The following is a 26,926-nucleotide window of genomic DNA, read 5'->3' as shown; positions in this document are numbered from 1 at the left end:
TCATGTAGAACCTCCTGCGTTCAAGATACGAGAAAATTCTACTTATGAGCACCTCAGTTTTTCGGGGGGATTACCGTATCATCTTCCGTATTAGATGGTTTCTCTTTAATCTTCTTTGCGGCACAACCCAACGTGGTCAGATGTTTTATCAGTTGGTTAGCCGCATCCTGTTGCCATAGTTCGTCTTTGCCAAGATTAAATTCATCGAATTCAGATTTGTCTAGATCTAATATTATTTCAGTCATAAAAATCAATAAGATAGGTGTATAGGGCGCCATTTTAGTCTGATCTTTATGTTGTAAAAGAGAAGATGTGAGGAAATTTGATCTCCATCAATGTTCAACTCAAAAATTGAGACGCTCACACCCTTTAATGATCTTGTCTGCCTTCCAAAACGGTTATTCCAACAAAAAGCCCCGCCAATATTCGTTGGCGGGGCTTTTGCTATTTGGAGTATTGAATTGTGGCAAAAATTAGAGCGCCGGCAACAGTCCCATGCTGACGCTCACCTGCACCCCGACGATCAGCACCCCCATGGCGCCGGCAAGGCCCAGGGCCAGCACGCCACCCGGGGCGCGGTAGTGGTGCGTCTCGGCCTGCTTGCGGCTCTGCCACACCAGGGCCACCGGCAGCAGTACCGCCAGTATCGCCAGCGCAATGGCGGCATAGCCGAGCGCCATGATGAAGCCCTGCGGGAAGTAGAGGGCAAACAGCAGGGGCGGTACGAAGGTGATGAGGCCAGTCTGGGTGCGACCCTGCCAGTTGTCCTTGCGACGGGTCACCTTGGCCATGAAGTCAAACAGCCCCAGGGTCACCCCGAGGAAGGAGGTGGCCAGCGCCAGATCGGCAAACAGGTGCATGGCCTGGTTGAAAGCGGGCCAGCTCACCAGCTTGCCGACGTTGGCCAGCAGGGTGTCCAGCGCGCCACCGCTCTGCAGCAGGGCCTGTTGACCCAGCAGACCCAGGATGGCGACCTGCCACAGCACGTAGAGGATGAGCGGCAGGGCAGAGCCCCACACGAAGACCCGGCGCAGCTGCTTGGGGCAGTCCCCCAGGTAGAGCATCACGCTCGGGATGGAGCCGTGAAAGCCGAACGAGGTGAAGATGACCGGCAGACCTGCCAGCAACAAGCCCTGACCCAGTGGCAGGGAGAGCAGGTGCTGCCCTTCGGTGCGCGGCAGCAGCAGCGCCAGCACCGCCACCATGATCACCAGCTTGACGGTGAACATCAGCCGGTTGAGGTAATCCACCTGCTTGGTGCCGACACAGACCATGCCGCCAAACAACAGGGTAAAGGCCCAGGCCGCCTGCTCCTGGCTGAGGGGGAGGCCGGCATCGGCCAGCGCCTGAGCCAGCAGGCTGCTGCCGCCGCTGATGTAGGCGGAGGCCAGCGAGTAGAACAGCATCAGAATGCAGAAGGAGGCGATGCGCTTGCCCCAGGGGCCGAGCAAGTGATCCGCCAGCTGGTGCAGGTACCACTTGCCGGTGTTGAGGCTGGCTTCCACCTGCAGCATGGCGGTAAAGGCCATCAGGGCCCAGAGGCCGATCATCAGCAGCAGGGTGGCGGGGCCGCCGAGCGACGAAGAGGCCAGCGGCAGGGCCAGCATGCCGGCGCCTATGGTGGTGCCGGCAATCAACAGGGTACATCCCAGGGTTTTGGTGTTCATGGTGTCCATCCGAATCGAGAAACTGCGCAGTGCACAGCAGGTATATGAGGTGTTGGCAAGGCGCCTCCGGGGTCGAGACCGGAGGCTAGCAATATCGGAGTGAACCCATCGTTACGAAAAATCCGCTGGTTGTAAAAGTTGGTTGCCAAGTTAACGGATCAAAATGGTGGAAACAAGCCTGAAAAAGCGGATTTTGTACTGGGTTGGCAGAATATGTGGAAATAAATGATGACAGATATGGTTTTAGACTGGTGAAAAAACGCGCCGCTGCGAGGGAGGCCGCAGCGGCACGCCATGGAGAGGGGATCAGCGGCGGCGTTTGAGGGTGCGGCTCACATAGTGGAGGCCGCACTGGTATTCGCCGCCAATCGCCTTGAGGGCCAGCTCCAGCGCCTGGCTGGCGAGGGCATCGTGCTGCTGGGGGAGGGAGTTGATGCCGAAGGGGAGGAAATCGAGCAGGCGATCATCGCCGAAGGTGGCCATGGCCAGCCGGCTCATGTCGGTCTCCTGCTCAAGCAGATAGTCGAGCACCCCCTCCATCAGGATGTAGGAGGTGGCTACCAGTGCCTGGGGCAGCTGGCCGAGCTGCTGATGCAGCGTCTTGATCAGGCGATAGCCTTCGGCGCGGGAGAAGTGGGCCCCTTCACACAGATGGCAAGCCGTGCTGTGGCTGGCGACGGCCTGCTCAAAGCCCGCTCTGCGTTCACGACTGATCGTGAGCGCCGGCAGCGCGGTGATCAAGGCGATGTGCGTGATTGCCGGCGAGAGCAGGGAGGCGGTGAGATCAAAGCTCGCCTTCTGGTTTTCACTGGCCACGGTGACGAACTTGTCGGCCGCCATGGCCCGGTCGATGGCGAGCACCTGGATGCCGCGCGTCTGCAGGCCAAGGTAGAAGGGATCTTCGGGCGGCAGGCAACTGGCCACCAGCAGTGCATCCACGTGGCGACTGGCCAGCATCTCGGCCAGCTCCTTCTCGGTGGCGGGGTCATCTTCCGAGCAGACGATCAGCAGCTGATAACCTTGTACCCGCGCCCCTTGCTCCAGCCGTTTGGCGAGCTTGGCGTAACTGGCGTTCTCAAGGTCGGGCAGGATGAAGCCGAGGGTCCTGGTCTGGCCACCACGCAGAGAGGCGGCGCGGCTGTCCGGCTGGTAGTTGTGGGCGGTGACCACCGCCATCACCTTGTCGCGGGTGGCCTGGCTGATGCGGTATTGGTCGGCCTTGCCATTGATCACATAGCTGGCCGTGGTGCGCGAGACACCGGCGAGGGCGGCGATTTCATCCAGTTTCATCATATTGGCTCTGTTTGAGTTGCAAGGCCCACGGGCACTGCCTGGTGAGGGCACCGAAAAGTGTGCGCGGGATCATATCATTGAAAAGCACTCTTTGTGGGTACTTGAACAATTCGCTGAAACGATTCAGTCTGAGTGTAAGTGAAACGATTCAGCTTGTCAGCAGACAATAGATGGCCGGGCATAAAAACCTGGTATGACCCGCGAAGGGATGCAATCCGGTCTATTGTCAGCAGGCGAGTGGCACGAATGGTTATGTTTGATGCGCCGGTACGGTCAGGCCGTCCGGCACCTGATGGAGAATCTCTATGTTGAAGTTGGCGCGACAGCAGATCCTGCTGGGGCAGTCGGTGGCGACCAAGGCCGAAGCCATTGCCCTGTTGGCAGGCAAACTGACCGAAGCCGGTCTGGTGGAGGCTGGTTACGTGGAGGGCATGCTGGCCCGAGAAGCGCAGCACGCCACCTACCTTGGCAGCGGCATCGCCATTCCCCACGGCACCACCGACACCCGGCATCTGGTGAAGAGCACAGGCGTCATGGTGGCCCAGTTCCCCAATGGCATCGAGTGGGATGAGGGGCAGATCGCCTATGTCGCCATCGGCATCGCCGCCAAATCTGACGAACATCTGGGCATTTTGCGCCAGCTCACCCACGTGCTGGGTGACGAGCAAGCGGCGGCGCAATTGAAAGAGGCCACCGATGCCGACACCATCATCAATATCCTGACCGGTGCCACGGCGCCCAAAGAGGTGCAGTTCCTGGCTTTGGCCGACTTCCCGGCGGACGATCGCGACCAGCTGCTGCTGGGCGCCGCCGCCCGCGCCAAATCCGCCGGCTGGGGCGATGCCGCCATGGTGAGCGCCCTGCTGGCAAGTGAACCCGCCTACCTGGGCGAGGGGATCTGGCTTGCTCGTGCGCAAGCTGCCCAGACCGGTTGGGTGCTGGCCACGCCTAGCACTGCACTGAACGCAGGGGATCTGCCGGTCAGCGCCCTGCTGCTGCTGTGCGCCGCAGATAGCGGCCATCTGGCGCAGCTCGACAACCTGGCCAAGCTGGCTGCTGCCGGTCAGCTCGCCACCTTGGCTGGTAGCGAGGGGCTGGCCATGCTGCAAGCGGGCCCGGCGAGCGGTCTTAGTGAAACCTTCACCATCATCAACCCCCACGGGTTGCACGCCCGTCCGGGCGCCATGCTGGTCAAGGTGGCCAAGGAGTATGAATCCGACATTCGGGTGGCGAACCTGGATGGCAGCGGCGAGGCGGTTTCCGCCAAGAGCCTGATGAAGGTGATCGGCCTTGGCGTCAAGTGTGGCCATCGTCTGGCGTTTCGCGCCGAAGGGGCTGATGCCGAAGCGGCCCTCAAGGGCATAGGCGCCGCCATTGCTGCCGGTCTGGGCGAGGGGGCGCACTGATGGACATAGTGACCATCACCCTCAACCCGGCGCTCGATCTCACTGCCCGTCTGGAGGCGATGAGCCTGGGCGAGGTGAACCTGGTGAACGAGGCCAACCTGCGTGCGGCGGGCAAGGGCATCAACGTGGCCATGGTGCTCAAGGACTTGGGCCGCGACGTAGGCGTCACCGGCTGGCTTGGCGCCGATAACCAGCAGAGCTTCGTCTCCCTGTTTACGGAGCGTGCCCTGGCCGATCACTTCGTGCGCGTGGCGGGCAGCACCCGCATCAACGTCAAGATCTCCGAGCAATCCGGCCGGGTCACCGATCTCAATCTGCCGGGGCTCACCGTCCATGAAGGTGAAGTAAGCGCCCTGGAGCAGGCCATCGACCAATTGGCCCCTCACGCCGACTGGTTTGTGCTGGCAGGCAGCCTGCCCAAAGGGGTGGCACCCGATTACTGTGCCCATCTTGTCCGCCTGCTCAAGGCCAAAGGCAAGCAGGTGATCTTCGATTGCAGCGGCGCGGCCTTAAGCGAAGGGATCAAGGCGGCGCCGACCCTGGTCAAACCCAATCTGGAAGAGCTGAGCCAGTGGGCGGGCCGCCCCATCAAGACCCTGAGCGAGCAGGCCGAGTGTGCCCGCGCGCTGCAGGCAAGCGGGATCCCCAACGTGGTGATCTCCAACGGCGCCGACGGCCTCATCTGGTTTGCCCCGGATGCCGTCTGGCAGGCCATTCCGCCGCGCATGCAGGTGGTCAGCACGGTCGGTGCCGGCGACTCCCTGGTGGCTGGTCTCGCCCATGGCCTCAGCCTTGGCTGGACGCCGGAGCAGACCCTGCGCCTCGCCACCGCCGTCTCGGCGCTGGCGGTCAGCCAGGTGGCGGTCGGCTTTGACGATATCAAGGTCCTCGACCCCTTGCTCGAACAGGTGAGCGTACAGCGTCTGGATGCGCTGGCACCGGTTCAATGCCATACCCCCTCAATGGAAAACTCAGGAGATGCCCAATGAAAGCAATCTTGGTTACGGCTTGCCCGGCGGGCATTGCCACCAGCTTTCTCGCTGCAAAACGGATAGAACAACAGGCCAAACTGGCTGGCTGGGAGCTCACCCTCGACGTCGGCTCCAGCGTGCAGCCCCGTCAGGTACCGGGCAAGGAGCAGATTGCTGCGGCCGAGCTGGTGCTGGTTGTCGCCAGCGCCCCGGTGGATCTCGCCGCCTATGACGGCAAGCGGGTCTATCAGGGCAGCATGGATCTCGCCCTGCAGGATCCGGCCGCACTGCTGGAGGCCGCCGCCAGCGGCGCCAGCGTCTATCGCCATCAAGCCGCGCCCGCCGTTGCCAATGCTGCCGCCAAACCGGCCGCCGCTGGCAAGCGCATCGTGGCGGTGACCGCCTGTCCGACCGGGGTGGCTCACACCTTCATGTCGGCAGAAGCGCTGGAGACCATGGCCAAACAGCTGGGTCATCAGATCCGCGTCGAGACTCAAGGCTCGGTCGGTGCCCAGAACGCCCTGACTGCCGAGGAGATTGCCGCCGCCGATCTGGTGTTCCTCGCCACTGACATCGAGGTGGACATGGCCCGTTTCGACGGCAAGCCGGTCTATCGCACCAGCACGGGGGCGGCGCTCAAGAAAACCCGTGCCGAGCTCGACAAGGCGTGGAACGAGGCGAAAACCTATCGCCACAGCGGCGCCAGCCAACCCAAGAAAGAAGAGAAGGCAGGCCCCTACAAGCACCTGCTGACCGGTGTTTCTTTCATGCTGCCCATGGTGGTGGCGGGCGGCCTCATCATCGCGCTCTCGTTCGTGTTCGGGATCGAGGCGTTCAAGGTGGAAGGCACCTTGGCGGCGGCCCTGATGAAGATCGGTGGCGGCTCCGCCTTTGCCCTGATGATCCCGGTACTGGCCGGCTACATTGCCTACTCCATCGCTGACCGCCCGGGTCTCGCCCCCGGCATGATCGGCGGCATGCTGGCAAGCTCGCTGGGCGCCGGTTTCCTTGGCGGCATCGTCGCCGGTTTCCTGGCCGGTTACAGCGCCAAGTACCTGAGCGACAAGGTGCGCCTGCCGGTGACCCTGGAAGCGCTCAAGCCCATCCTGATCATTCCGCTGTTTGCCAGCCTGTTTACCGGCCTGGTGATGATCTACGTGGTGGGCGGCCCGGTGGCCGGCATCATGAATGCCATGACCGAGTTCCTCAACAACATGGGCTCTGCCAACGCCGTGCTGCTGGGTGTCATCATTGGTGCCATGATGTGCTTTGACATGGGCGGCCCGGTCAACAAGGCGGCCTACGCCTTCGGGGTCGGCCTGCTGGCCTCCAAGACCTACGCCCCCATGGCAGCCGTGATGGCCGCCGGCATGGTGCCGGCACTGGGAATGGGGATCGCCACCTTCCTGGCCCGCACCAAGTTCATCAAGGCGGAGCAGGAAGCAGGCAAGGCCTCCTTCGTACTGGGTCTGTGCTTCATCTCAGAGGGGGCCATCCCGTTTGCCGCCAAGGATCCGATGCGGGTCATCCCGGCCTGCATGGCGGGCGGCGCCCTGACCGGTGCGCTCTCCATGCTGTTCGGCTGCGAGCTGATGGCTCCCCACGGCGGTCTGTTCGTGCTCTTCATCCCGAACGCCATCAGCAACGTCATGATGTATATCGTGGCCATTGCGGCGGGCTCGCTGCTGACCGGGGTGGCTTACGCCATGCTCAAACGCGGTGAAGAGCAGGCCAAGCTGGTCACGGCATAAGCCTTGCCATCCGGCAACATCTCATAGTGTCAAAAAGAAAAGCGGCCTGCAGGCCGCTTTTTTATGTTTGTCGTGAAAGGAGGAGGGGGAGAAACTAGAAATCCCAACCCGGTTGCTCTTGTGGCTCGTTCTGGGCTGCCTCCAGCGTTTTGCGGCGGGCGGCTTCCACCCGCGCCTTGCGACCCCGGCACAGGCGCATCACCTCCTGCTGCTGGGCCGGGGTCATGGTGAGCCAGTTGAAGCGCTCTTCGCGGCTGCGCAGGCACCCCTTGCAGTAGCCCTTGTTGTTCACTTCACAGACCCCGATGCAGGGGCTCTGCAGCGGGAAGATCTCGAGCTGTTCCATCCATGGCCCCTCACACCTTGTTACCTTGTTATAACCCAGAAGATCCCCTTTGGAGAAATCCGTCGTCGCAGGTTTGAAGGCGTTTGCTTTCCCCCTGCAAATTTGGCATCTTCCCCGCCGAACATGACGCTTGGTGTTATATGAGGACATATGAATAAACACGCGTACTGGCTGACCGCCGCTGTGCTGGGGTTGGCCGGTTGTGCGGGCAACTCTGAGCAAGCCCAGGTGCCCAAAAACAAACCCGATGCCAGATGTTTTCTCAACTGCGAGGTGCCGGAAAATCTGGGCAAGCAGTATCTGGACGGCATGCTGCCCTACGATCTGGTGCGGGTTGAGCGCGTCAACAGCCGCGTGCGCGCCGACTACAGCAAGTTCGGCCCCCAGAGCAGGCTGGTGCTGGAGCGCTCCGGCAAGATGACCCGCCGCTATGGCGAACTCTATCACCAGCTCTCCCGCTGGGTGGCGAACGGCGGCAATCCCGCCGACATTACCCGTTATGGCATCAGTCTGGCCCAGCTGGGGGGCTCGGATCGGATGGGGAACGTGCTGTTCACCGGTTACTACTCGCCGGTGCTGGAGGTACGCCACCGCCCGGATGCGAAATACAAGTACCCCATCTACGCCATGCCCAACTGCGGCAGTCGTTGTCCGACCCGGGCCCAGATCCATCAGGGGGCGCTGGCCAACCGCGGGCTGGAGCTTGGCTACAGCAAGTCTCTTATCGACAACTTCCTGATGGACGTGCAGGGCTCGGGCTTTGTTCACTATGGTGATGACGACAGGCTGCAGTATCTGGGCTACAGCGGCAAGAACGGTCACGGCTATGTGAGCATAGGCCGGGTGCTGATCGACCGCGGCGAGGTGCCCAGGGAGCAGATGTCCATGAAGGCCATCAAGGAGTGGGCAAACCGTCAGCCGGAGGAGAGCGTCAAGGAGCTGGTGGAGCAGAACCCCTCCTATGTCTTCTTCGAGCGTCGCCCCACCAACGATGTGATCGGGGCCGCCGGCATCCCGCTGCTGCCGATGGCGGCGGTGGCCGCCGACAAGACCCTGCTGCCGATGGGCACGCCGATCCTGGCGGAGGTGCCGCTGCTGGACAAAGAGGGCAACTGGACCGGCAAGCATCAGCTGCGGCTGTTGATTGCGCTGGATGTGGGCGGGGCGGTGAAGAAGGGTCACCTCGACCTCTACCACGGCATGGGCGAGAAGGCCGGTGTCGCGGCCGGTCACTACAAGCACTTTGGCCGGGTCTGGAAGCTGGGCCTGCACCATGGGCCGACCGCCGCGCCCTGGCTGTAATGCCTTGTGGGGGCGGGTGGTGCATCAGCCAGCAGCCCATGAGGTATAAAGATGGATGTAAAAAAGCCGCCGGAGCAATCCGGCGGCTTTTTGTTTGGCGAGACGAGCTTGGACATATCAAGGGAGGGCGGTCTTAGCCCTTCTTGATGTCGAGCCGGATGGCCCCCACCGGCTTGCAGCAGCAGGGCAGGCACTCACCCTGGGAGACAAAGGCGAGCGGCACGGCGGCATAGTGCACCTTGCCTGCCATCAGCGGCGTACGGCAGGCGCCGCAATAGCCGCTGCGGCACTGGAACTCCACGTGATGACCGTGACGCTCCAGGGTCTCCAGCACGCTCTCGCCGGGGTGGGCGTGCAGCACGCCATCCCGGGTGTGTACCTGCGGTGCGCCCGTCTCGCTCTTGGCGGGGGCGGCGTGCAGGGGCTCGGTCAGCGTGCCGGTGGCGTCACTCACAGCTCGAAATCACCCAGGTCTTCGGCGTTCACTTCGCTGTCGATCTGACCCACCAGGTAGGAACTCACTTCCACTTCCTGCGGGGCGACCTGCACGTTGTCGGAGGAGAGCCAGGTGTTGATCCAGGGGATCGGGTTCTGCTTGGCGCCGGCAAAGGCCGGCTGCAGGCCAACGGCGGCCATCCGCAGGTTGGTGATGTACTCCACGTACTGGCAGAGGATGTCCTTGTTAAGGCCGATCATGGAGCCGTCCTGGAACAGGTACTCGGCCCACTCCTTCTCCTGGATGGCGGCTTCCTTGAACAGATCGAAGCAGGCCTGCTCGCACTCGCGGGCGATCTCGGCCATCTCGGGGTCGTCCTGGCCGCTGCGCATCAGGTTCAGCATGTGCTGGGTGCCGGTCAGGTGCAGTGCTTCGTCGCGGGCGATCATCTTGATGATCTTGGCGTTGCCCTCCATCAGCTCGCGCTCGGCGAAGGCGAAGGAGCAGGCGAAGCTGACGTAGAAGCGGATCGCTTCCAGTGCGTTGACGCTCATCAGGCACAGGTAGAGCTTCTTCTTGAGCTCGCGCAAGGTAATGGATACCTCGCGGCCGGCCACCTGATGGGTGCCTTCACCGTGCAGGTGGTAGAGCGCGGTCGCTTCAATCAGATCGTCGTAGAAGTGGCTGATGGAGCCGGCGCGCTTCAGGATCTGCTCGTTGGTGACGATGTCGTCAAACACCTGGGCGGGGGTGTTGACGATGTTGCGGATGATATGGGTGTAGGAGCGCGAGTGGATGGTCTCCGAGAAGGCCCAGGTCTCGATCCAGGTTTCCAGCTCCGGAATGGAGACCAGCGGCAGCAGCGCCACGTTGGGGCTGCGGCCCTGAATGGAATCCAGCAGGGTCTGGTACTTCAGGTTGGAGATGAAGATGTGCTGCTCGTGGGGCGGCAGGGCCTGGAAGTCGATGCGGTCGTGGGAGACGTCCACCTCTTCCGGGCGCCAGAAGAAGGAGAGCTGCTTCTCGATCAGGCGCTCGAACACTTCGTGTTTTTGCTGGTCATAACGGGCCACGTTGACCGACTGGCCGAAGAACATCGGCTCCTTGAGCTGGTCGTTTTGGGTCTGGCAGAAAGTTGAATAGGCCATGGTTGTCGAATATCGCGAAGTAGGGGAAACAGGAGGGCGGGAGCTTGTCGCTCCCGCCCGGTTCATCAGATCTTGCAGGCGCCGCCGGCACAACCGTCATCTTGCAGATCGGTCTGGGCATCGTCCGCACCATCACGGGTGTTGTGATAGTACAGGGTCTTGAGGCCGTATTTGTAGGCGGTCAGCAAGTCCTTGAGCAGCTGCTTCATCGGTACCTTGTTGCCTTCGAAACGGGCGGGATCATAGTTGGTGTTGGCGGAGATAGCCTGATCCACGAACTTCTGCATGATACCGACCAGCTGCAGGTAACCATCGACGCTCGGTTGCTTCCAGAGCAGTTCGTATTGATCCTTCAGGCGGTCATACTCGGGCACCACCTGCTTGAGGATGCCATCCTTGGAGGCCTTGACAGAGACCAGGCCGCGCGGCGGCTCGATGCCGTTGGTGGCGTTGGAGATCTGGCTGGAGGTCTCGCTCGGCATCAGGGCGGTCAGGGTGGAGTTGCGCAGACCCACGGTGCGGATCTCCTCGCGCAGCGCTTCCCAGTCCAGGTGCAGCGGCTCGTTGCACAGGTTGTCCAGATCCTTTTTATAGGTATCGATGGGCAGGATCCCCTGGGCATAGGTGGTTTCGTTGAACGCCGGGCAGGGGCCGAACTCGCGGGCCAGCTGCACGGAGGCCTTCAGCAGGTAGTACTGGATCGCCTCGAAGGTGCGGTGAGTCAGCGCCAGACCGGAACCGTCGGAGTAGCGGGCACCGTTCTTCGCCAGGTAGTAGGCGTAGTTGATGACGCCGATCCCCAGGGTGCGACGGTTCATGCTGCCCTTCTTGGCGGCCTTGAGCGGGTAGTCCTGATAGTCGAGCAGGGCATCCAGGGCGCGCACGGCCAGCTCGGCCATCTCTTCCAGATCTTCCAGCTTCTCGATGGCGCCCAGGTTGAAGGCCGACAGGGTGCACAGGGCGATCTCGCCCTCTTCGTCATCCACGTTGTTGAGCGGCTTGGTGGGCAGCGCAATCTCGAGGCAGAGGTTGGACTGGCGCACCGGCGCCACGCTCGGATCGAACGGGCTGTGGGTGTTGCAGTGGTCCACGTTCTGGATGTAGATGCGACCGGTGCCGGCGCGCTCCTGCATCATCAGGGAGAAGAGATCCACCGCCTTGAGGGTCTTCTTGCGAATGCTCGGATCCTGCTCGTACTTGACGTAGAGCTCTTCGAACTTGTCCTGATCCGCGAAGAAGGCATCGTACAGACCCGGCGCATCGGACGGGGAGAACAGAGTAATGTCGCCGCCCTTGATCAGGCGCTGGTACATCAGCTTGTTGATCTGCACGCCGTAGTCCATGTGGCGGACCCGGTTCTCTTCGACGCCGCGGTTGTTCTTCAGTACCAGCAGGCTCTCCACCTCGGTGTGCCACAGCGGGTAGAACAGGGTGGCCGCCCCGCCGCGCACGCCGCCCTGGGAGCAGCACTTCACCGCAGTCTGGAAGTACTTGTAGAAGGGGATGCAACCGGTGTGGAAGGCTTCGCCGCCACGGATGGGGCTGCCAAGACCACGAATGCGACCGGCGTTGATGCCGATGCCGGCGCGCTGGGAAACGTAACGCACGATGGCGCTGGCGGTGGCATTGATGGAATCCAGGCTGTCGTCGCACTCGATCAGCACGCAGGAGCTGAACTGACGGGTCGGGGTGCGTACGCCGCTCATGATCGGAGTCGGCAGCGAGATCTTGAAGGTCGAGACCGCATCATAGAAGCGCTTGATGTAGTCCAGACGGGTATCTTTCGGATACTTGGAGAAGAGGCAGGCCGCTACCAGGATGTAGAGGAACTGCGGGCTCTCGTAAATTTCGCCGGTGACGCGGTTCTGGACCAGGTACTTGCCTTCCAGCTGCTTGACCGCTGCGTAGGAGAAGTCCATGTCGCGCCAGTGGTCGAGGTGGGCGTTCAGCTCCTCGAACTCGGCCTGGCTGTAGTCTTCCAGCAGGTGCTTATCGTACTTGCCCATGTCCACCAGCTTGGCGACGTGCTGGTAGAGGTGGGGCGGCTCGAACTGGCCGTAGGCCTTCTTGCGCAGGTGGAAGATGGCCAGACGGGCGGCCATGTACTGGTAGTCCGGGCTTTGCTCGGAGATCAGATCAGCAGCGGCCTTGATGACGGTTTCGTGGATATCGGCGGTACGGATGCCGTCATAGAACTGGATGTGGGACTTGAGTTCCACCTGGGAGACCGACACGTTGTCGAGACCCTCGGCAGCCCAGTCGAGCACGCGGTGAATTTTATCCAGATCGATGGGTTCTTTGTGGCCGTTACGCTTCGTCACAAACAAGTTCATTGGCTGATGACCTTTAGTTGATTCCCGAAAAACCATCGCACGGCGTTGGCCTCCGGCCCGGGAAGGGCGATGGAGGTGGGTACCTATTGTGCGATGAATCACAAGATATAGTGTTATTTTGAATTCGAGCTACAAGATAGTGAGGTCTGCCCGGCTTTGCAATCTGTGGATAAGGCAATTGCTGTGGATAAATTGTGGGTGTTGTCGATGGAGTTAGTGGACGCTCACAGCGAACGGGTTTTCATCCGTCCGATCCGGTAAATGCAAGTCTGATGATCGAACATGGAAAATTTAAATAACTTTTTTTGCTTGCGAAAACGGGGTGTTTTTACTAGCAAATTCAGCCTGATTATCCCTTGTGCAGCAAGGGTCAAAAGGTGTCCGATCCCGCTGCCGCACTGCTTGTCAAACCGGCAAAACGGGGGGAGCAATTGCCGATCCTCCGTTTTGCTGCGCGAGTGACCAGATGGGCGTCATTTTCACCGCTCAGCTCAAGGGATGGTCGCAAAGCTGCGTCTGTTATCCATCTCTTGGGTTATCCACCTGCTGCGTTATCCAAGAGAACCCAGGCGTGGAGCTCCCCCTGATCATCCACTTCTATATGTATCCACGGCAGCCTTGCCTGACTGCTCAGGCGGGCAAGGCTTAATCCAGCTCGTAGCGCAGCCAGTGATGCAGGGCCTGCACGGTATCAAAGTGAAGGTCGGCGCCCCACTGGGCGGGATCCTCGTCGTCATTGAGGTAACCCCAGCCGGCGACGGCGGTACGCATGCCGGCGTTGCGTCCGGCCTCGATGTCGCGCACATGATCCCCCACATAGAGGCAGTGGCTGGCCGCGACGCCAAGTTGCTCGCAGGCAAAGAACATGGGGGCGGGGTCGGGCTTGCGCACCGGCAGAGTGTCGGCGCTGACGGTGACGCCGCAACTGGCAAGCGCCGGCAGCGCAGCCAGCAGCGGCTCGGTGAGAAAGCCTGGCTTGTTGGTGACGATGCCCCAGGGCAGCTTTTTCTCGTCGAGCCACTCGATGAGATCCACCATGCCTTCATAGGGGCGGGTGCCGACACAGAGGTTGGCCGCGTAGTAGTCGAGCAGGGCGGTGCGAAGGCGGGTGGCGCCCAGCTCCTCCAGCAGCTCGTCACCAAGACCGGCCCTGAGCAGCCCCAGGGCCCCGTGAGAGGTGGTCTGACGAATGATGTCGTCAGAGAGCGGCGCAAAGCCTTCGCTTATCAGCACATGGTTGACGGCAGCGCCGAGATCCGGCGCGGTATCGAGCAGGGTACCGTCCAGATCAAACAGCACGCAGCCAAGGGGTGCAGCAGGGTGAGTCGTCATCAGCCTTGCTCCGGGCGCTCGAACGCCACCATGTAGTTGACGTCGACGTTGCGACCAAGCTTGAAGCTGTTGGAGAGCGGCGCGTAGTGGACGCCGCTCATGTCCCGTACCAGCAGGCCTGCGGCCTCACCCATGCGACACAGTTCGGCCGGGGTGATGAATTTCTTGTGGTCGTGGGTACCCTTGGGGACCATCTTCATCAGGTACTCGGCGCCGAGGATCATCATCAGATAGGCTTTCGGGTTGCGGTTGATGGTGGAGACGAACACCTTGCCGCCCGGGCGCACTAGGGTGGCGATGGCGCGCAGCACGGAGGCGGGGTCCGGCACGTGCTCCAGCATCTCCATGCAGGTGACCACGTCATACTGGCCCGGGGCTTCGTCGGCGTGAGCCTCGGCGGTGATCTGGCGATACTCGAGCTCCACACCCGCTTCCAGGGCGTGCAGGCGAGCGACGCCCAGGGGCTCCTTGCCCATGTCGATGCCGGTGACCTGGGCGCCCCGACGAGCCATGCTCTCGGCGAGGATGCCGCCGCCGCAACCGATGTCGAGGATGCGCTTGCCAAACAGGCCGCCGCTCTTGTCGGTGATCCAGTCAAGGCGCACCGGGTTGATTTGATGCAGCGGCTTGAACTCTCCCTCCATGTCCCACCAGCGGGAGGCGATGGCTTCGAATTTGGCGATTTCTGTCAGATCGACATTGGCATCACTGTGCATTTTTTGATGATCCTGTGGCAAGGGCGCGCAGGCAGGGGAGTGCGCGCGCAATCTATTGTCCTGGCGGGCATTATAACGGACGGACTTTGTCACACCAGCCCGACTTGTTACCGGATTTGTGGCTTAAGATATTTGGCTCAGTGTGTTACCATGTCGCGCTGTTTAAGCCAAAGAACAACTAATTAGGGATTAAGGCTTTCTATGAGCGATCTGGCCAGAGAGATCACGCCGGTCAACATCGAAGAAGAGCTCAAGAGTTCCTATCTTGATTACGCCATGAGCGTGATCGTAGGACGAGCTCTGCCGGATGTGCGTGATGGCTTGAAACCGGTTCACCGCCGCGTTCTGTATGCAATGAACGAGCTGGGGAACGACTGGAACAAGCCCTATAAAAAATCGGCCCGTGTGGTCGGTGACGTAATCGGTAAATATCACCCGCACGGCGACATTGCCGTGTATGACACCATCGTCCGCATGGCGCAGGATTTCTCCATGCGTTACATGCTGGTCGACGGTCAGGGCAACTTCGGTTCGGTCGATGGCGACAGCGCCGCGGCCATGCGTTATACCGAAGTGCGGATGGCCCGCATCTCCCACGAGCTGCTGGCCGATCTGGACAAAGAGACCGTGGACTGGGTGCCGAACTATGACGGCACCGAGATGATCCCGGCTGTCATGCCCACCAAGGTTCCCAACCTGCTGGTCAACGGCTCCTCCGGTATTGCGGTGGGCATGGCGACCAACATTCCGCCTCACAACCTCACCGAGATAGTCAACGGCTGTCTGGCGTTGATCGAGAACGGCGACCTCACCATCGACGAGCTGATGACCTACATCACCGGCCCGGATTTCCCCACCGGTGGCATCATCAACGGTCGTTCCGGCATCGTGCAGGCGTACCGTACCGGTCGTGGCTCCATCTACGTGCGCGCCAAGGCCGAGGTGGAAGTAGACGAGAAGACCAGTCGCGAGACCATCATCGTCCACGAGATCCCCTATCAGGTGAACAAGGCTCGCCTGATCGAGAAGATTGCCGAGCTGGTCAAAGAGAAGAAGATCGAGGGCATCAGCGCCCTGCGCGATGAGTCCGACAAGGACGGCATGCGCATCGTCATCGAGATCAAGCGCGGCGAGTCCGGCGAGATTGTGCTGAACAATCTCTACAAGCACACCCAGATGCAGACCACTTTCGGCATCAACATGGTGGCGCTGGACAACAACCAGCCCAAGGTGATGAACCTCAAAGAGATCCTGGATGCATTCCTGCTGCACCGCCGCGAAGTGGTGACCCGCCGGACTGTGTTCGAACTGCGCAAGGCGCGGGATCGGGCTCACATCCTGGAAGGCCTGGCGGTGGCGCTGGCCAACATCGATCCGGTGATCGAACTCATTCGCCACAGCGCGACCCCGGCCGATGCGAAAGCGGGCCTGGTTGCCCGTGGCTGGGAGCTCGGCAACGTGGCCTCCATGCTGGAGAAAGCCGGTGACGACGCAGCCCGCCCCGAGTGGCTGGAACCCGAGTTCGGCATCCGCGAGGGTCACTACTACCTGACCGAGCAGCAGGCCCAGGCCATCCTTGACCTGCGTCTGCACAAGCTGACCGGCCTCGAGCACGAGAAGATCCTGGAAGAGTACCAATCTCTGCTGGATCTCATCGCCGAGCTGCTGTTCATCCTGGCAAGCCCGGTGCGGTTGATGGAAGTGATCCGCGACGAACTGCTGGCCGTGCGCGAGCAGTACGGCGACGAGCGTCGTACCGAGATCAGCATGTCCAGTGCCGAGATCAACATCGAAGATCTGATCACCCCGGAAGACGTGGTCGTGACCTTGTCTCACCAGGGTTACGTGAAGTATCAGCCGCTCTCCGACTACGAGGCCCAGCGCCGCGGTGGTCGTGGCAAGTCGGCCACCCGGATCAAGGAAGAGGATTTTGTGGAGCGTCTGTTGGTGGCCAACACCCACGACACCATTCTGTGCTTCTCCACCCGTGGCAAGGTCTACTGGCTCAAGGTGTATCAACTGCCGGAGGCGTCCCGTGGCGCCCGCGGTCGTCCGATCATCAACCTGCTGCCGCTGGATGAGGGTGAGCGCATCACCGCCATCCTGCCGGTCAAGGAATATGACGCCGACAAGTATGTGTTCTTCGCCACCGCCAACGGTACCGTGAAGAAGACCAGCCTGTCCGACTTCAGCCGTCCGCTCTCCTCCGGTATCCGCGCCATCAACCTCAAAGAGGGTGATGAGCTGATCGGGGTGGACATCACCGACGGCAGCAACGAGATCATGCTCTTCTCCGATGCGGGCAAGGTTGTTCGCTTCGCGGAAGGCAGCGGTCGCGCCGATGCCGATGCCACTGACGAGGTCGACACCGACGACGACGCCGGCAACGACGATGATGGCAGCGACAACGGCGAAGGCACCGAAAGCAAGGGCTCCTTCAAGGGCGTGCGTCCCATGGGTCGTACCGCTGCCGGTGTGCGCGGCATCAAGCTCGGCGCCGGTGACAAGGTGGTCTCCCTCATCGTCCCCCGTGGCGACGGTGCCATCCTCACCGCCACCGAGAATGGTTACGGCAAGCGTACCGCGCTGGACGAATACCCGACCAAGAGCCGTGGTACCCAGGGCGTTATCTCCATCAAGGTGGACGAGCGCAACGGCAAGGTGATCGATGCGATCCAGGTCGAGGATACCGACCAGATCATGCTGATCACCAACGGCGGTACCCTGGTACGTACTCGCGTTGCCGAGGTGAGCGTCATCGGCCGCAACACCGGCGGTGTGCGTCTGATCCGTACCGGTGAAGACGAAACCGTGGTCGGCCTGCAGCGTGTTGCCGAGAGCGACGAAGAGGAAACCGAGGCACTGGCCGTCGAGGGTGAGGTGTCTGAAGGCACCGATACCGCCGCAGACACCGGTGCTGTCGATGCAGGGGAGGCGGGCGACGAGTAATCGTTCCCCCTTTTCCCGATATGAAAGAGCGACCTTCAGGTCGCTCTTTTTTTATGCCCGCCGTTAGCTGCCCCAGCCAGGCTGCCGCCAGAGCGGCAACCGAGATGTCATCGGGGCGTCATGCCTCTGTCATGGGGGCAGGGCATCTTGCCTGCGTCGGCGATCACAACGGCGGCCTCTGCCGCACAGGAGCATCTTATGACCAGCTGGGTGATGTGGGAAATCTGGTGGAGCCGGGTATGGGGCGAAGCTGGGAGGGACGAGGCGCAGCACGAACAGGAGCTGGAAGTGGCCCATGAACCGGCGAGGCTGCCGGTCGAGCTGATTGCCCGCGAGCGCGCTGCGAGAGTGTGTCCCAGAGGCTGACTGGCGTCATGACGGGAATTAAAACAGCCGCAGCTGTTCGCCCGGGCGGATGAAGGCATCCTGGCGCAGTTGAAAGTGGCGCTTGCCAAGCCCGAGCCGCTTGGCGATCAAGCGAAAGCGCTGGGCCAGCAGATCGGCAAACTGGCCTTCTCCCCGCATCCGGGTCCCGAAGGCGGGACTGTTAAGAGCGCCGTCCCGGCTGGCTCGCAGCTGGTTGAGGATCGCCTCCTTCTGGCCTGGGTAGTATTGCTCCAGCCAGTCACTGAACAGCGGTGCCAGCTCGTGGGGCAGTCGCAGCAGGATATAGTCGGCGCAATGGGCTCCGGCCTCGGCGGCGCTCTTGATGATCTGCTCGAGCTCGGGCTCGTTGAGGCGCGGGATCATGGGCGCCGCCAGCACGCCGACCGGCACGCCGGCGCGGGCCAGTTTCTCCACCACCTTAAGCCGCCCGGTCCCGGTGCTGGCTCTTGGCTCCAGCTGTCGCCGCAGGGTTTCATTCAAGGTGGTGACCGACACCATCACCTGGCAGAGCCCCTCCCGGGCCAGCTCGGTCAGCAGATCGAGGTCGCGCAATATCATGGCGCTCTTGGTGATGATCCCCACCGGATGGCGGTGGGCTAGCATCACCTCGAGCAACTGGCGGGTGAGGCGATAGTGATGCTCGATGGGCTGATAGGGGTCGGTATTGGCCCCCAGCACTATGGTCTGCGGCTGATAGGCAGGTCTGGCAAACTCCCGACGCAGCAGCTCGGCGGCGTTGAGTTTGGCAAACAGCCTGGTTTCGAAGTCGAGGCCGGGGGAGAGCTCGAGATAGGCGTGGCTCGGTCTGGCATAACAGTAAATGCAACCGTGTTCGCACCCCTGATAGGGATTGATGGAGCGGCCGAAGGGAACGTCGGGGGAGCTGTTGTAACTGATGATGCTGCGGGCGCTGATCTCCGTCACCTCGGTGCGGGGAGCGCTGGCGGCGAATGCCGCTTCCCACTCGGGTTGGGCCCAGCCGTCGTCGACCGCATCGACCCGCGGGCCGCTGAAACGGTGATCAACGTTGTGGGAACTGCCTCGTCCTGCCATGGTGCTGCACCAATACTGTTTATATATACAGTTATCATGCTGACCCTCATTGCCGAATGCAAGCCCTGCCGACCCAGCCGGCCATAAAAAGCATGTCAAAAGGATCTCTTGCTTGATCGCGGTGCTACATTTCGTTTACATAGACGAAATGCGAACTGGATCACGGAAATCATCATGGCACCCATCACCTACCGCTGGCTCTTCATCGCCGTCATTGCGCTGGTTATCTGGCGCCTGATCCCGCTCTCTACCGAGCAGGAGCTGGCCTCGGCCAACCGCGCCTGGCGCACCGGCCACTTCGATGAGGCAACCCGGATCTGGTCGCCGCTGGCGGATCAGGGCCAGCCACGGGCGCAGGCATTGATGGGCTGGAGCCATGAAATGGGGCAGGGGAGCGAGCAGGATATGGAACGCGCCATCAACCTCTATCGTCAGGCGGCGCAGGCGGGGGACGCCTTCGGCCAGTACCGGCTGGGGGAGCTCTATTTGCGGGGCGCCGGGGTGAAGCGGGATCTGCGCGAGGCGTTTCACTGGATGGAGCTGGCGGCCAGGAACGGTGATGTGCCCGCCATGCTGAAGGTGGGGGTGCTGCATCTGATGGGGGTCAGCGGGCGGGTCGATCTGCCCCGTGCCAAGGAGTGGCTCTATCAGGCCGCCAGGCAGGGCAACCAGCTGGCGCTCAAGGTGCTGCAGGAGCTGGAACTGGCCCAGGAGGGGAGCTCCACGTTCGATTTCAACTGGCAGCCCCTGCTAGGGGAATAACCTCCAAGCGGTTCATCTGGTTGTAGAAAATCTCAGCAAACCCGATACAGCCCCGCCTACTTCTGGTAGCATGGTCCGGTTTTTGGTTTGTCTTGCGACGTTGAACGGGTTGTTTGCGTCACGGGGCGTCTTCGCAAAGTGCTGTGGAGAGCCAGAACATCACCCATTTTTGAATGAATCTTTCCATCCCGCATGTGCCCTTTGGTAGGGGGCACCACTGTATAAGGAAACACACAATGCCAATCATTACTCTGCCTGATGGCAGCCAACGTCAATTTGCCCACGCCGTTTCCGTCATGGATGTGGCCGCGGACATCGGTCCCGGTCTCGCCAAGGCGTGCATTGCCGGTCGGGTAAACGGTGAACTGGTGGATGCCTGCGAGCTGATCGAAGCCGATGCCTCCCTGGCCATCATCACCGCCAAAGACGAAGAAGGTCTGGACATTCTGCGCCACTCCTGTGCTCACCTGCTGGGTCATGCCATCAAGCAACTCTGGCCCCAGACCAAGATGGCCATCGGTCCCGTCATAGACAATGGTTTCTACTACGACATCGATCTCGACCGCACCCTGACCGATGAAGATCTGGCTGCCCTGGAAGAACGCATGCTGGCGCTGGCCGCCAAGGATTACGACGTCGTCAAGAAGAAGGTCTCCTGGCAGGAAGCACGCGATGTGTTCGAAGCCCGTGGCGAGACTTACAAGGTCGAGATCCTGGATCAGAACATTGCCCGTGATGACCAGCCAGGTCTTTATCATCACGAAGAGTACATCGACATGTGTCGCGGCCCGCACGTGCCCAACATGCGTCACTGCCACCACTTCAAGTTGCAGAAGATGTCCGGCGCCTACTGGCGCGGTGACTCCAACAACAAGATGCTGCAGCGCATCTACGGCACCGCCTGGGCCGACAAGAAGCAGCTCAAGGCCTATTTGCAGCGTCTGGAAGAGGCCGCCAAGCGCGACCACCGCAAGATCGGCAAGCAGCTCGACCTGTACCACATGCAGGAAGAAGCGCCGGGCATGGTGTTCTGGCACAACGACGGCTGGACCATCTTCCGCGAGCTGGAAACCTTCATCCGCGGCAAGCTCAAAGAGTACGACTATCAGGAAGTGAAGGGTCCCTTCATGATGGATCGCGTGCTGTGGGAGCGTTCAGGTCACTGGGAGAAGTACGCCCAGGCCATGTTCACCACCCAGTCCGAGAACCGCGAGTACGCCATCAAGCCGATGAACTGCCCGGGTCACGTGCAGATCTTCAACCAGGGCCTGAAATCCTACCGCGACCTGCCGCTGCGCATGGCCGAGTTCGGCTCCTGCCACCGCAACGAGCCGTCAGGCTCACTGCACGGCCTGATGCGGGTACGGGGTTTCACTCAGGATGATGCCCACATCTTCTGTACCGAAGAGCAGATCATGGAAGAGGTGTCTGCGTGCATCCGCATGGTCTACGACGTCTACGGCACCTTCGGTTTCGAGAACATCGTGGTCAAGCTCTCCACTCGTCCGGAACAGCGTATCGGCTCCGATGAGGCCTGGGATCGCGCCGAGGCCGCGCTGGCCGAAGCGCTGGTGCTGAACGGTCTGAAGTACGACCTGCAGCCGGGCGAGGGGGCCTTCTACGGTCCCAAGATCGAATTCACCCTGCATGACTGCCTTGACCGTGCCTGGCAATGTGGTACCGTGCAGCTCGATTTTGCCCTGCCGGGCCGTCTGGGTGCCACTTATGTGGGCGAAGACAACGAGCGTCACGTCCCCGTGATGATCCACCGCGCCATTCTGGGCTCGCTGGAGCGTTTCATCGGGATCCTGACCGAAGAGTACGCCGGACTGTTCCCGACCTGGTTGGCACCTACCCAGGCCGTGGTCATGAATATTACCGACAATCAGGCCGATTATGCGGTGAAAGTAGCCAAAGCATTGAATGATGCGGGCCTTCGCGCAAAAGCGGACTTGAGAAATGAGAAGATTGGCTTTAAAATCCGCGAGCATACTTTGAAGCGGGTACCTTTTATGCTGGTCTGCGGCGATAAAGAAGTAGAAGCCGGCAAGATTGCAGTACGTACCCGTAAAGGGGCTGACCTGGGCTCTTATCCTGTTGAAGAGCTGATTGCTCTGTTGACCCAGGAAGTTCAGACCCGCGGACAAAAGAAAGTGGAGGAATAAGCTATAAAAGGCGGAAAAAAACTGGGCAAGCAACCGCAAGCCCGCGCTCACCGGATCAACGAAGAGATCCGTCTGAAAGAAGTTCGTCTGACTGGCCTGGATGGTGAAGCCATTGGCATCACCTCCATCCAGGATGCTCTGAACTTGGCCCTTGAGGCCGGAGTGGATCTGGTCGAGATCAGTCCGAACGCTGAGCCGCCCGTTTGCCGGATCATGGATTACGGCAAATTCCTCTACGAAAAGAGCAAAACCACCAAAGAACAGAAGAAAAAGCAGAAAGTCGTCCAGGTCAAGGAAATCAAATTCCGTCCTGGCACCGACGAAGGCGACTATCAGGTAAAACTACGCAACCTGGTTCGCTTTCTGGAAGACGGGGACAAGGCAAAGGTCACCCTGCGCTTCCGTGGTCGTGAAATGGCCCACCAGGATCTTGGTATCAAGGTTCTGGAGCGCGTCAAGAACGATCTGGAAGAGCTGGCCGTAGTCGAATCGTTCCCGAAAGTCGAAGGCCGTCAAGCTGTGATGGTCCTCGCACCCAAGAAGAAATCTTAAGGCCCACAAGAAATTGACTCATGGGGCCAGCCCCATGAGTCGGTTCGCCTTGCGATTTTGTTGTCACTCACAATGCGGAGTATGAAATGCCGAAGATGAAAACCAACCGGGGCGCCGCAAAGCGCTTCAAGAAGACTGGCTCAGGTCGCTTCAAGTGCAAGCACAACCACCTGCGTCACATCCTGACCAAGAAGAGCAGTAAGCGTAAGCGTCAGCTGGGACCGAAGTTCTTTGTTTCCGCTGCCGACCACAAACGTGTTGTCGCTTGTCTGCCGTACGCATAAGGGGGGATGTGAAAAATGCCAAGAGTTAAACGTGGTGTGACCGCTCGCGCTCGTCACAAGAAAGTAATGAAAGCCGCCAAGGGTTACTACGGCGCCCGTTCCCGTGTCTACCGCGTAGCGGTACAAGCGGTAACCAAAGCTGGTCAGTATGCCTACCGTGACCGTCGCCAGAAAAAGCGTCAGTTCCGTCAACTGTGGATTGCTCGTATCAACGCAGCAGCCCGTCAGAACGGTCTGTCCTACAGCCGTCTGATCAACGGTCTGAAGAAGGCTTCCATCGAGATCGATCGCAAGATCCTGTCCGATATCGCCGTTCACGACAAGCTGGCTTTCACCGCCCTGGTTGAAAAGGCCAAAGCAGCTCTGGTTTAATCCGGTTCTGTTATAAATGCTAAAAGGAGGCCTATGCCTCCTTTTTTGTTGTCTGTCATTTGTCGCTTGCAGGCGGCGATGACTCTACCATCATGATAGCTATACATATGGCTTCATATGCCATCAAACTGAAATTGTGTACCCAATCGCAAAGAAGAAGCAGGTCCGGCTCGAAGCCCTACTTGATAACAAAATGATTTCTAGGGAGAAAAGGGCACCTTAACTATGGTCAGTGAAGGGGCTTTTTTTGTATTATTCCCCTCTTGACCTTATTTAGCCTAAAGGCTCCTGTACCGGGAGTGGTGACGAGGAAGACATGCAACAGCTTGAAGAAGTAGTCGGCCAAGCCAGGGCCGAAATTGAGGGTGTAAGCGATATCGCCGCCCTCGACGAAATCCGGGTCAAATATCTGGGTAAAAAGGGCTTTTTTACCGAGCAGATGAAGGGCCTGGGCGCCCTGTCCGCTGAAGAGCGTCCCGCCGCGGGCGCCGTGATCAACCAGGCCAAACAGCAGGTTCAGGATGCCCTGAACGGGCGTCGTGAAGCCCTCGAAGTTGCCGTGCTGAACCAGAAGCTGGCCGCCGAGACCATCGACGTCAGCCTGCCGGGCCGCCGCATCGAGAATGGTGGTCTGCACCCGGTGACCCGCACCATCGAGCGCATCGAGCGCCTATTTGGCGAGATGGGCTTCAAGGTTGCCCGTGGTCCCGAGATTGAAGATGGCTTCCACAACTTCGATGCGCTGAATATCCCGGCGCACCATCCGGCTCGTACCGATCACGATACCTTCTACTTCAATCCTGATCTGATGCTGCGCACCCACACCTCGGGCGTGCAGATCCGCACCATGGAGCATCAGCAGCCGCCGATCCGCATCATAGCGCCGGGCCGCGTCTATCGTAACGACTACGACATGACCCACACCCCGATGTTCCACCAGGTCGAAGGCCTGCTGGTTGACGAGCATGCCAGCTTCACCGAGCTCAAGGGCATCCTGCATGACTTCCTGCGCAACTACTTCGAGGAAGACTTGACCATTCGCTTCCGTCCTTCCTACTTCCCGTTCACCGAGCCGAGCGCCGAAGTGGACGTGATGGGCAAGAACGGCAAGTGGCTGGAAGTGCTGGGCTGCGGCATGGTGCACCCGAACGTGCTGCGTTCGGTCGGCATCGATCCGGAAAAATACTCCGGTTTTGCCTTCGGCATGGGCGTTGAGCGCCTGACCATGCTGCGTTACGGGGTCAACGACCTGCGTGCCTTCTTCGAAAACGACCTGCGCTTCCTCAAGCAGTTCAAGTAAGGGCGAGAGAACATGAAATTCAGTAAATCCTGGGTGATGGAGTGGGTCCGCACCGAGTTGAGTGACAACGCACTGGCCGAGCAGATCACCATGGCTGGTCTGGAAGTGGACGCCGTGGAAGCGGTGGCTGGCCAGTTCAACAACGTGGTGGTGGGTGAAGTGGTCGAGTGCGCCCAGCACCCGGACGCCGACAAGCTGCGGGTGACCAAGGTCAACGTGGGCGAAGAAGAGCTGCTGGACATCGTCTGCGGTGCAACGAACTGCCGTGCCGGCCTCAAAGTCTGCGTGGCCAAGGTCGGGGCGACCCTGCCGGGTGATTTCACCATCAAGAAAGCCAAACTGCGCGGCCAGCCGTCCCACGGCATGCTCTGCTCCTTCAGCGAGCTGGGTATCGACGTCGAGGCCGATGGCATCATCGAGCTTCCGCTTGACGCCCCCATCGGCACCGATATCCGCGACTACCTGGCGCTCAACGACGTCAGCATCGACGTGGATCTGACCCCGAACCGCGCCGACTGCCTCGGCATCGCCGGTCTGGCCCGTGAAATCGGCGTGCTCAACAGCGTTGACGTGGTCGAGCCGACCTGGACCCCTGCTGCTGCCACCATCGACGCTACCTTCCCGATCCGGGTTGAAGCGCCGGCCGATTGCCCCCGTTATCTCGGTCGTGTCATCAAGGGGCTGAACCTGCACGCCCAGAGCCCGCTCTGGATGCAGGAGAAGCTGCGCCGTGGCGGTATCCGCTCCATCGACGCCATCGTCGACATCACCAACTACCTGCTGCTGGAATATGGCCAGCCGATGCACGCCTTCGACTTGGCGACGCTTGAAGGGGAACTGGTGGTGCGCCGCGCCAAGGCCGACGAGCCGATGACTCTGCTCGATGGCAACGAAGTGAAGCTCAAAGAGACCACGCTCGTTATTGCAGACGCCCAGGGCCCTGCCTGCATGGCCGGCATCTTCGGCGGCAATCGCACCGGTGTCTCCGAGACCACCACCGACATCCTGCTGGAGTGCGCCTTCTTCGCGCCGCTCTCCATCACCGGCCGTGCCCGTGCCTACGGTCTGCACACCGACTCTTCCCACCGCTTCGAACGCGGGGTCGACCCTGAGCTGCAGGCCAAGGTGATGGACCGTGCCACCCGTCTGCTGCTGGATATCTGCGGTGGTGAAGCGGGTCCGGTCATCGAGGTCAAATCCGGTGATCATCTGCCCAAGGCAGCCCCCATCAAGCTGCGTCGTAGCAAGCTCGACAAGGTGATCGGCATCAGCGTGGCGGATGCGCAGGTGGTCGAGATCCTGACTCGCCTCGGCATGCAGGTGACCGTGGACGCCGACGGCTGGACCGCGCTGGCTCCCTCCTGGCGTTTCGATATCGCCATCGAGGAAGACCTCATCGAGGAAGTGGCCCGCATCTACGGCTACAACAACATCCCGAACCTCAAACCCGCCGCATCCCTCGCGATGGTCGAGCAGGCAGAAGGGCAGGTGACCCTGAAGCGGGTGCGCGACCTGCTGGTCGATCGCGGCTTCCAGGAAGCGATCACCTACAGCTTCGTGGATCCCAAGGCTCAGCAGACCCTGTTCCCGCAGAGCGATGCCATCGTGCTGCCGAACCCGATCTCGGTCGAGATGTCCGCCATGCGCGTCTCTCTGTTCCCGGGTCTGGTACAGGCGGTGGTTTACAACCAGAACCGTCAGCAGCCGCGGGTGCGCCTGTTCGAGCAGGGCCTGCGTTTCATCAAGGACGAAAATGCCGAGAACGGCATCCGTCAGGAGCCCATGCTGGCCGGCATCATCACCGGCAACCAGAGCGACGAGCACTGGGACATCAAGAGCCGCGCTGCCGACTTCTTTGATCTGAAAGGGGATCTGGAAGCGGTGCTGGACTTGACCGCCGAAGGCGCCACCTTCACCTTCGAGCGTGCCGAACACAGTGCCCTGCACCCTGGCCAGAGCGCGGCGATCCTGCGCAATGGCGAGGTCATCGGCCACATCGGCGTGATCCACCCGAGCCTCGAGAAGAAGCTGGGCCTCAAGAGCCGTGCCGTGATGTTCGAGCTGGAGCTGGACAAGCTGACCCCGGCCAAGGTGCCGGTTGCAGCCGAAGTTTCCCGCTTCCCGGCCAACCGTCGCGACATCGCCGTGGTGGTTGATGTTGCGGTTCTGGCCGGCGATGTGCTGGCAGTAATTAAAAAAGTTGGCGGAAATCAGGTAGTTGGAATAAACTTGTTTGACGTATACCAGGGTGCTGGTATGGCCGAGGACAAGAAGAGCCTGGCCATTAGTCTTGTTCTGCAAGACACCCAGCGCACTCTGGAGGAGAAAGAGATTGCCGAGACCGTAGACAATGTCGTGCGGGCCCTTGGTGAAGAGTTGAATGCATCCTTGAGGGATTGAT

Annotated in this window: 23 protein-coding genes; 13 read left to right on the top strand and 10 right to left on the bottom strand. The window is 60.7% G+C overall.

Going from position 1 to position 26,926, the window contains the following annotated elements; all coding sequences use genetic code 11:
• Positions 1-53: 53 nt before the first annotated feature.
• The 3 genes from PG897_RS17800 to cra form a co-directional block, all read right to left on the bottom strand.
• Positions 54-278, bottom strand: a complete 225-nt coding sequence (locus tag PG897_RS17800) for a hypothetical protein (RefSeq protein ID WP_270829227.1) — start codon at positions 276-278, stop codon at positions 54-56.
• 195 nt (positions 279-473) lie between these two features.
• Positions 474-1,667: an aromatic amino acid transport family protein gene (locus PG897_RS17795; RefSeq protein ID WP_005300609.1), complete on the bottom strand. Its 1,194-nt coding sequence runs from the start codon at positions 1,665-1,667 to the stop codon at positions 474-476.
• Between the two features lie 306 nt (positions 1,668-1,973).
• Positions 1,974-2,960 carry a catabolite repressor/activator gene (gene cra / locus PG897_RS17790; RefSeq protein ID WP_029305916.1) on the bottom strand — a complete coding sequence of 329 codons (987 nt, stop codon included), beginning with the start codon at positions 2,958-2,960 and terminating at the stop codon, positions 1,974-1,976.
• A gap of 305 nt (positions 2,961-3,265) precedes the next feature.
• On the opposite strand from cra, the gene fruB reads away from it, so the two are divergent.
• From fruB to fruA, 3 genes are read left to right on the top strand one after another with little or no spacing between them, the layout of a single operon-like run.
• Positions 3,266-4,366: a fused PTS fructose transporter subunit IIA/HPr protein gene (gene fruB / locus PG897_RS17785; protein ID WP_017764555.1), complete on the top strand. Its 1,101-nt coding sequence runs from the start codon at positions 3,266-3,268 to the stop codon at positions 4,364-4,366.
• On the top strand, positions 4,366-5,355 hold the full coding sequence (gene pfkB / locus PG897_RS17780; RefSeq protein WP_270829226.1) for a 1-phosphofructokinase: 990 nt from the start codon (positions 4,366-4,368) through the stop codon (positions 5,353-5,355). The genes fruB and pfkB overlap by 1 nt, the downstream gene beginning before the upstream one ends.
• Positions 5,352-7,088, top strand: a complete 1,737-nt coding sequence (fruA, locus tag PG897_RS17775) for a PTS fructose transporter subunit IIBC (RefSeq protein ID WP_270829225.1) — start codon at positions 5,352-5,354, stop codon at positions 7,086-7,088. The genes pfkB and fruA overlap by 4 nt, the downstream gene beginning before the upstream one ends.
• Before the next feature lie 94 nt (positions 7,089-7,182).
• On the opposite strand, the gene PG897_RS17770 is transcribed toward fruA, so the two are convergent.
• Complete coding sequence (locus tag PG897_RS17770; protein WP_024941829.1) at positions 7,183-7,434, bottom strand: DUF1289 domain-containing protein; 252 nt, start codon at positions 7,432-7,434, stop codon at positions 7,183-7,185.
• A 150-nt stretch (positions 7,435-7,584) separates the two neighbouring features.
• On the opposite strand from PG897_RS17770, the gene mltA reads away from it, so the two are divergent.
• Complete coding sequence (gene mltA / locus PG897_RS17765; RefSeq protein WP_270829224.1) at positions 7,585-8,736, top strand: murein transglycosylase A; 1,152 nt, start codon at positions 7,585-7,587, stop codon at positions 8,734-8,736.
• A 133-nt stretch (positions 8,737-8,869) separates the two neighbouring features.
• Here mltA and yfaE read toward each other — a convergent pair whose 3' ends face one another.
• The 5 genes from yfaE to ubiG form a co-directional block, all read right to left on the bottom strand.
• Positions 8,870-9,190: a class I ribonucleotide reductase maintenance protein YfaE gene (gene yfaE / locus PG897_RS17760; RefSeq protein WP_270829223.1), complete on the bottom strand. Its 321-nt coding sequence runs from the start codon at positions 9,188-9,190 to the stop codon at positions 8,870-8,872.
• Positions 9,187-10,320, bottom strand: coding sequence for a class Ia ribonucleoside-diphosphate reductase subunit beta (gene nrdB, locus PG897_RS17755; protein WP_005300631.1), 1,134 nt, complete (start codon positions 10,318-10,320; stop codon positions 9,187-9,189). Before nrdB ends, yfaE begins: the two co-directional genes overlap by 4 nt.
• Before the next feature lie 65 nt (positions 10,321-10,385).
• Positions 10,386-12,653 carry a class 1a ribonucleoside-diphosphate reductase subunit alpha gene (gene nrdA, locus PG897_RS17750; protein WP_024941827.1) on the bottom strand — a complete coding sequence of 756 codons (2,268 nt, stop codon included), beginning with the start codon at positions 12,651-12,653 and terminating at the stop codon, positions 10,386-10,388.
• A 645-nt stretch (positions 12,654-13,298) separates the two neighbouring features.
• A complete protein-coding gene (locus PG897_RS17745) occupies positions 13,299-13,985 on the bottom strand; it encodes an HAD family hydrolase (RefSeq protein ID WP_017782904.1) in 687 nt (228 codons plus the stop codon).
• Positions 13,985-14,701 carry a bifunctional 2-polyprenyl-6-hydroxyphenol methylase/3-demethylubiquinol 3-O-methyltransferase UbiG gene (ubiG, locus tag PG897_RS17740; RefSeq protein WP_005300640.1) on the bottom strand — a complete coding sequence of 239 codons (717 nt, stop codon included), beginning with the start codon at positions 14,699-14,701 and terminating at the stop codon, positions 13,985-13,987. Before ubiG ends, PG897_RS17745 begins: the two co-directional genes overlap by 1 nt.
• A 201-nt stretch (positions 14,702-14,902) precedes the next feature.
• Here ubiG and gyrA point away from each other — a divergent pair, with 201 nt between their 5' ends.
• Complete coding sequence (gyrA, locus tag PG897_RS17735; RefSeq protein ID WP_201882230.1) at positions 14,903-17,650, top strand: DNA topoisomerase (ATP-hydrolyzing) subunit A; 2,748 nt, start codon at positions 14,903-14,905, stop codon at positions 17,648-17,650.
• Positions 17,651-17,848: 198 nt separating this feature from the next.
• Complete coding sequence (locus tag PG897_RS17730) at positions 17,849-18,016, top strand: hypothetical protein (protein WP_201882231.1); 168 nt, start codon at positions 17,849-17,851, stop codon at positions 18,014-18,016.
• An 18-nt stretch (positions 18,017-18,034) separates the two neighbouring features.
• Here the strand turns inward: PG897_RS17730 and PG897_RS17725 are convergent, their stop codons facing one another.
• Positions 18,035-19,090 carry a PA0069 family radical SAM protein gene (locus PG897_RS17725; RefSeq protein ID WP_024941825.1) on the bottom strand — a complete coding sequence of 352 codons (1,056 nt, stop codon included), beginning with the start codon at positions 19,088-19,090 and terminating at the stop codon, positions 18,035-18,037.
• A 174-nt stretch (positions 19,091-19,264) separates the two neighbouring features.
• Here PG897_RS17725 and PG897_RS17720 point away from each other — a divergent pair, with 174 nt between their 5' ends.
• The 7 genes from PG897_RS17720 to pheT all read left to right on the top strand — a co-directional run bounded on the left by PG897_RS17720 (position 19,265) and on the right by pheT (position 26,925).
• Complete coding sequence (locus PG897_RS17720; protein ID WP_024941824.1) at positions 19,265-19,852, top strand: tetratricopeptide repeat protein; 588 nt, start codon at positions 19,265-19,267, stop codon at positions 19,850-19,852.
• A 236-nt stretch (positions 19,853-20,088) separates the two neighbouring features.
• Positions 20,089-22,017: a threonine--tRNA ligase gene (gene thrS / locus PG897_RS17715; RefSeq protein WP_005300655.1), complete on the top strand. Its 1,929-nt coding sequence runs from the start codon at positions 20,089-20,091 to the stop codon at positions 22,015-22,017.
• Between the two features lie 3 nt (positions 22,018-22,020).
• Positions 22,021-22,569 carry a translation initiation factor IF-3 gene (gene infC / locus PG897_RS17710; RefSeq protein WP_026139078.1) on the top strand — a complete coding sequence of 183 codons (549 nt, stop codon included), beginning with the start codon at positions 22,021-22,023 and terminating at the stop codon, positions 22,567-22,569.
• 86 nt (positions 22,570-22,655) lie between these two features.
• Entirely contained in the window at positions 22,656-22,853 is a 198-nt protein-coding gene (gene rpmI, locus PG897_RS17705) for a 50S ribosomal protein L35 (protein ID WP_005300673.1), read from the top strand.
• A gap of 15 nt (positions 22,854-22,868) precedes the next feature.
• The gene (gene rplT, locus PG897_RS17700; RefSeq protein ID WP_005300683.1) at positions 22,869-23,225 is read left to right on the top strand and encodes a 50S ribosomal protein L20; all 357 of its coding nucleotides are present in this window, start codon (positions 22,869-22,871) and stop codon (positions 23,223-23,225) included.
• A gap of 316 nt (positions 23,226-23,541) precedes the next feature.
• Positions 23,542-24,525 (top strand): phenylalanine--tRNA ligase subunit alpha, encoded by a 984-nt coding sequence (gene pheS, locus PG897_RS17695; protein WP_005300689.1) that lies wholly within the window; start codon positions 23,542-23,544, stop codon positions 24,523-24,525.
• A 12-nt stretch (positions 24,526-24,537) separates the two neighbouring features.
• Positions 24,538-26,925 (top strand): phenylalanine--tRNA ligase subunit beta, encoded by a 2,388-nt coding sequence (gene pheT, locus PG897_RS17690; RefSeq protein ID WP_270829220.1) that lies wholly within the window; start codon positions 24,538-24,540, stop codon positions 26,923-26,925.
• The last annotated feature ends 1 nt before the right edge of the window (position 26,926 follow it).

Source organism: Aeromonas sp. QDB20, assembly GCF_027707805.1.
GTDB lineage: Bacteria > Pseudomonadota > Gammaproteobacteria > Enterobacterales > Aeromonadaceae > Aeromonas > Aeromonas dhakensis.
The sequence above is the reverse complement of the archived record's forward strand: the minus strand, read 5'-3'. Positions and strand labels throughout refer to the sequence as shown.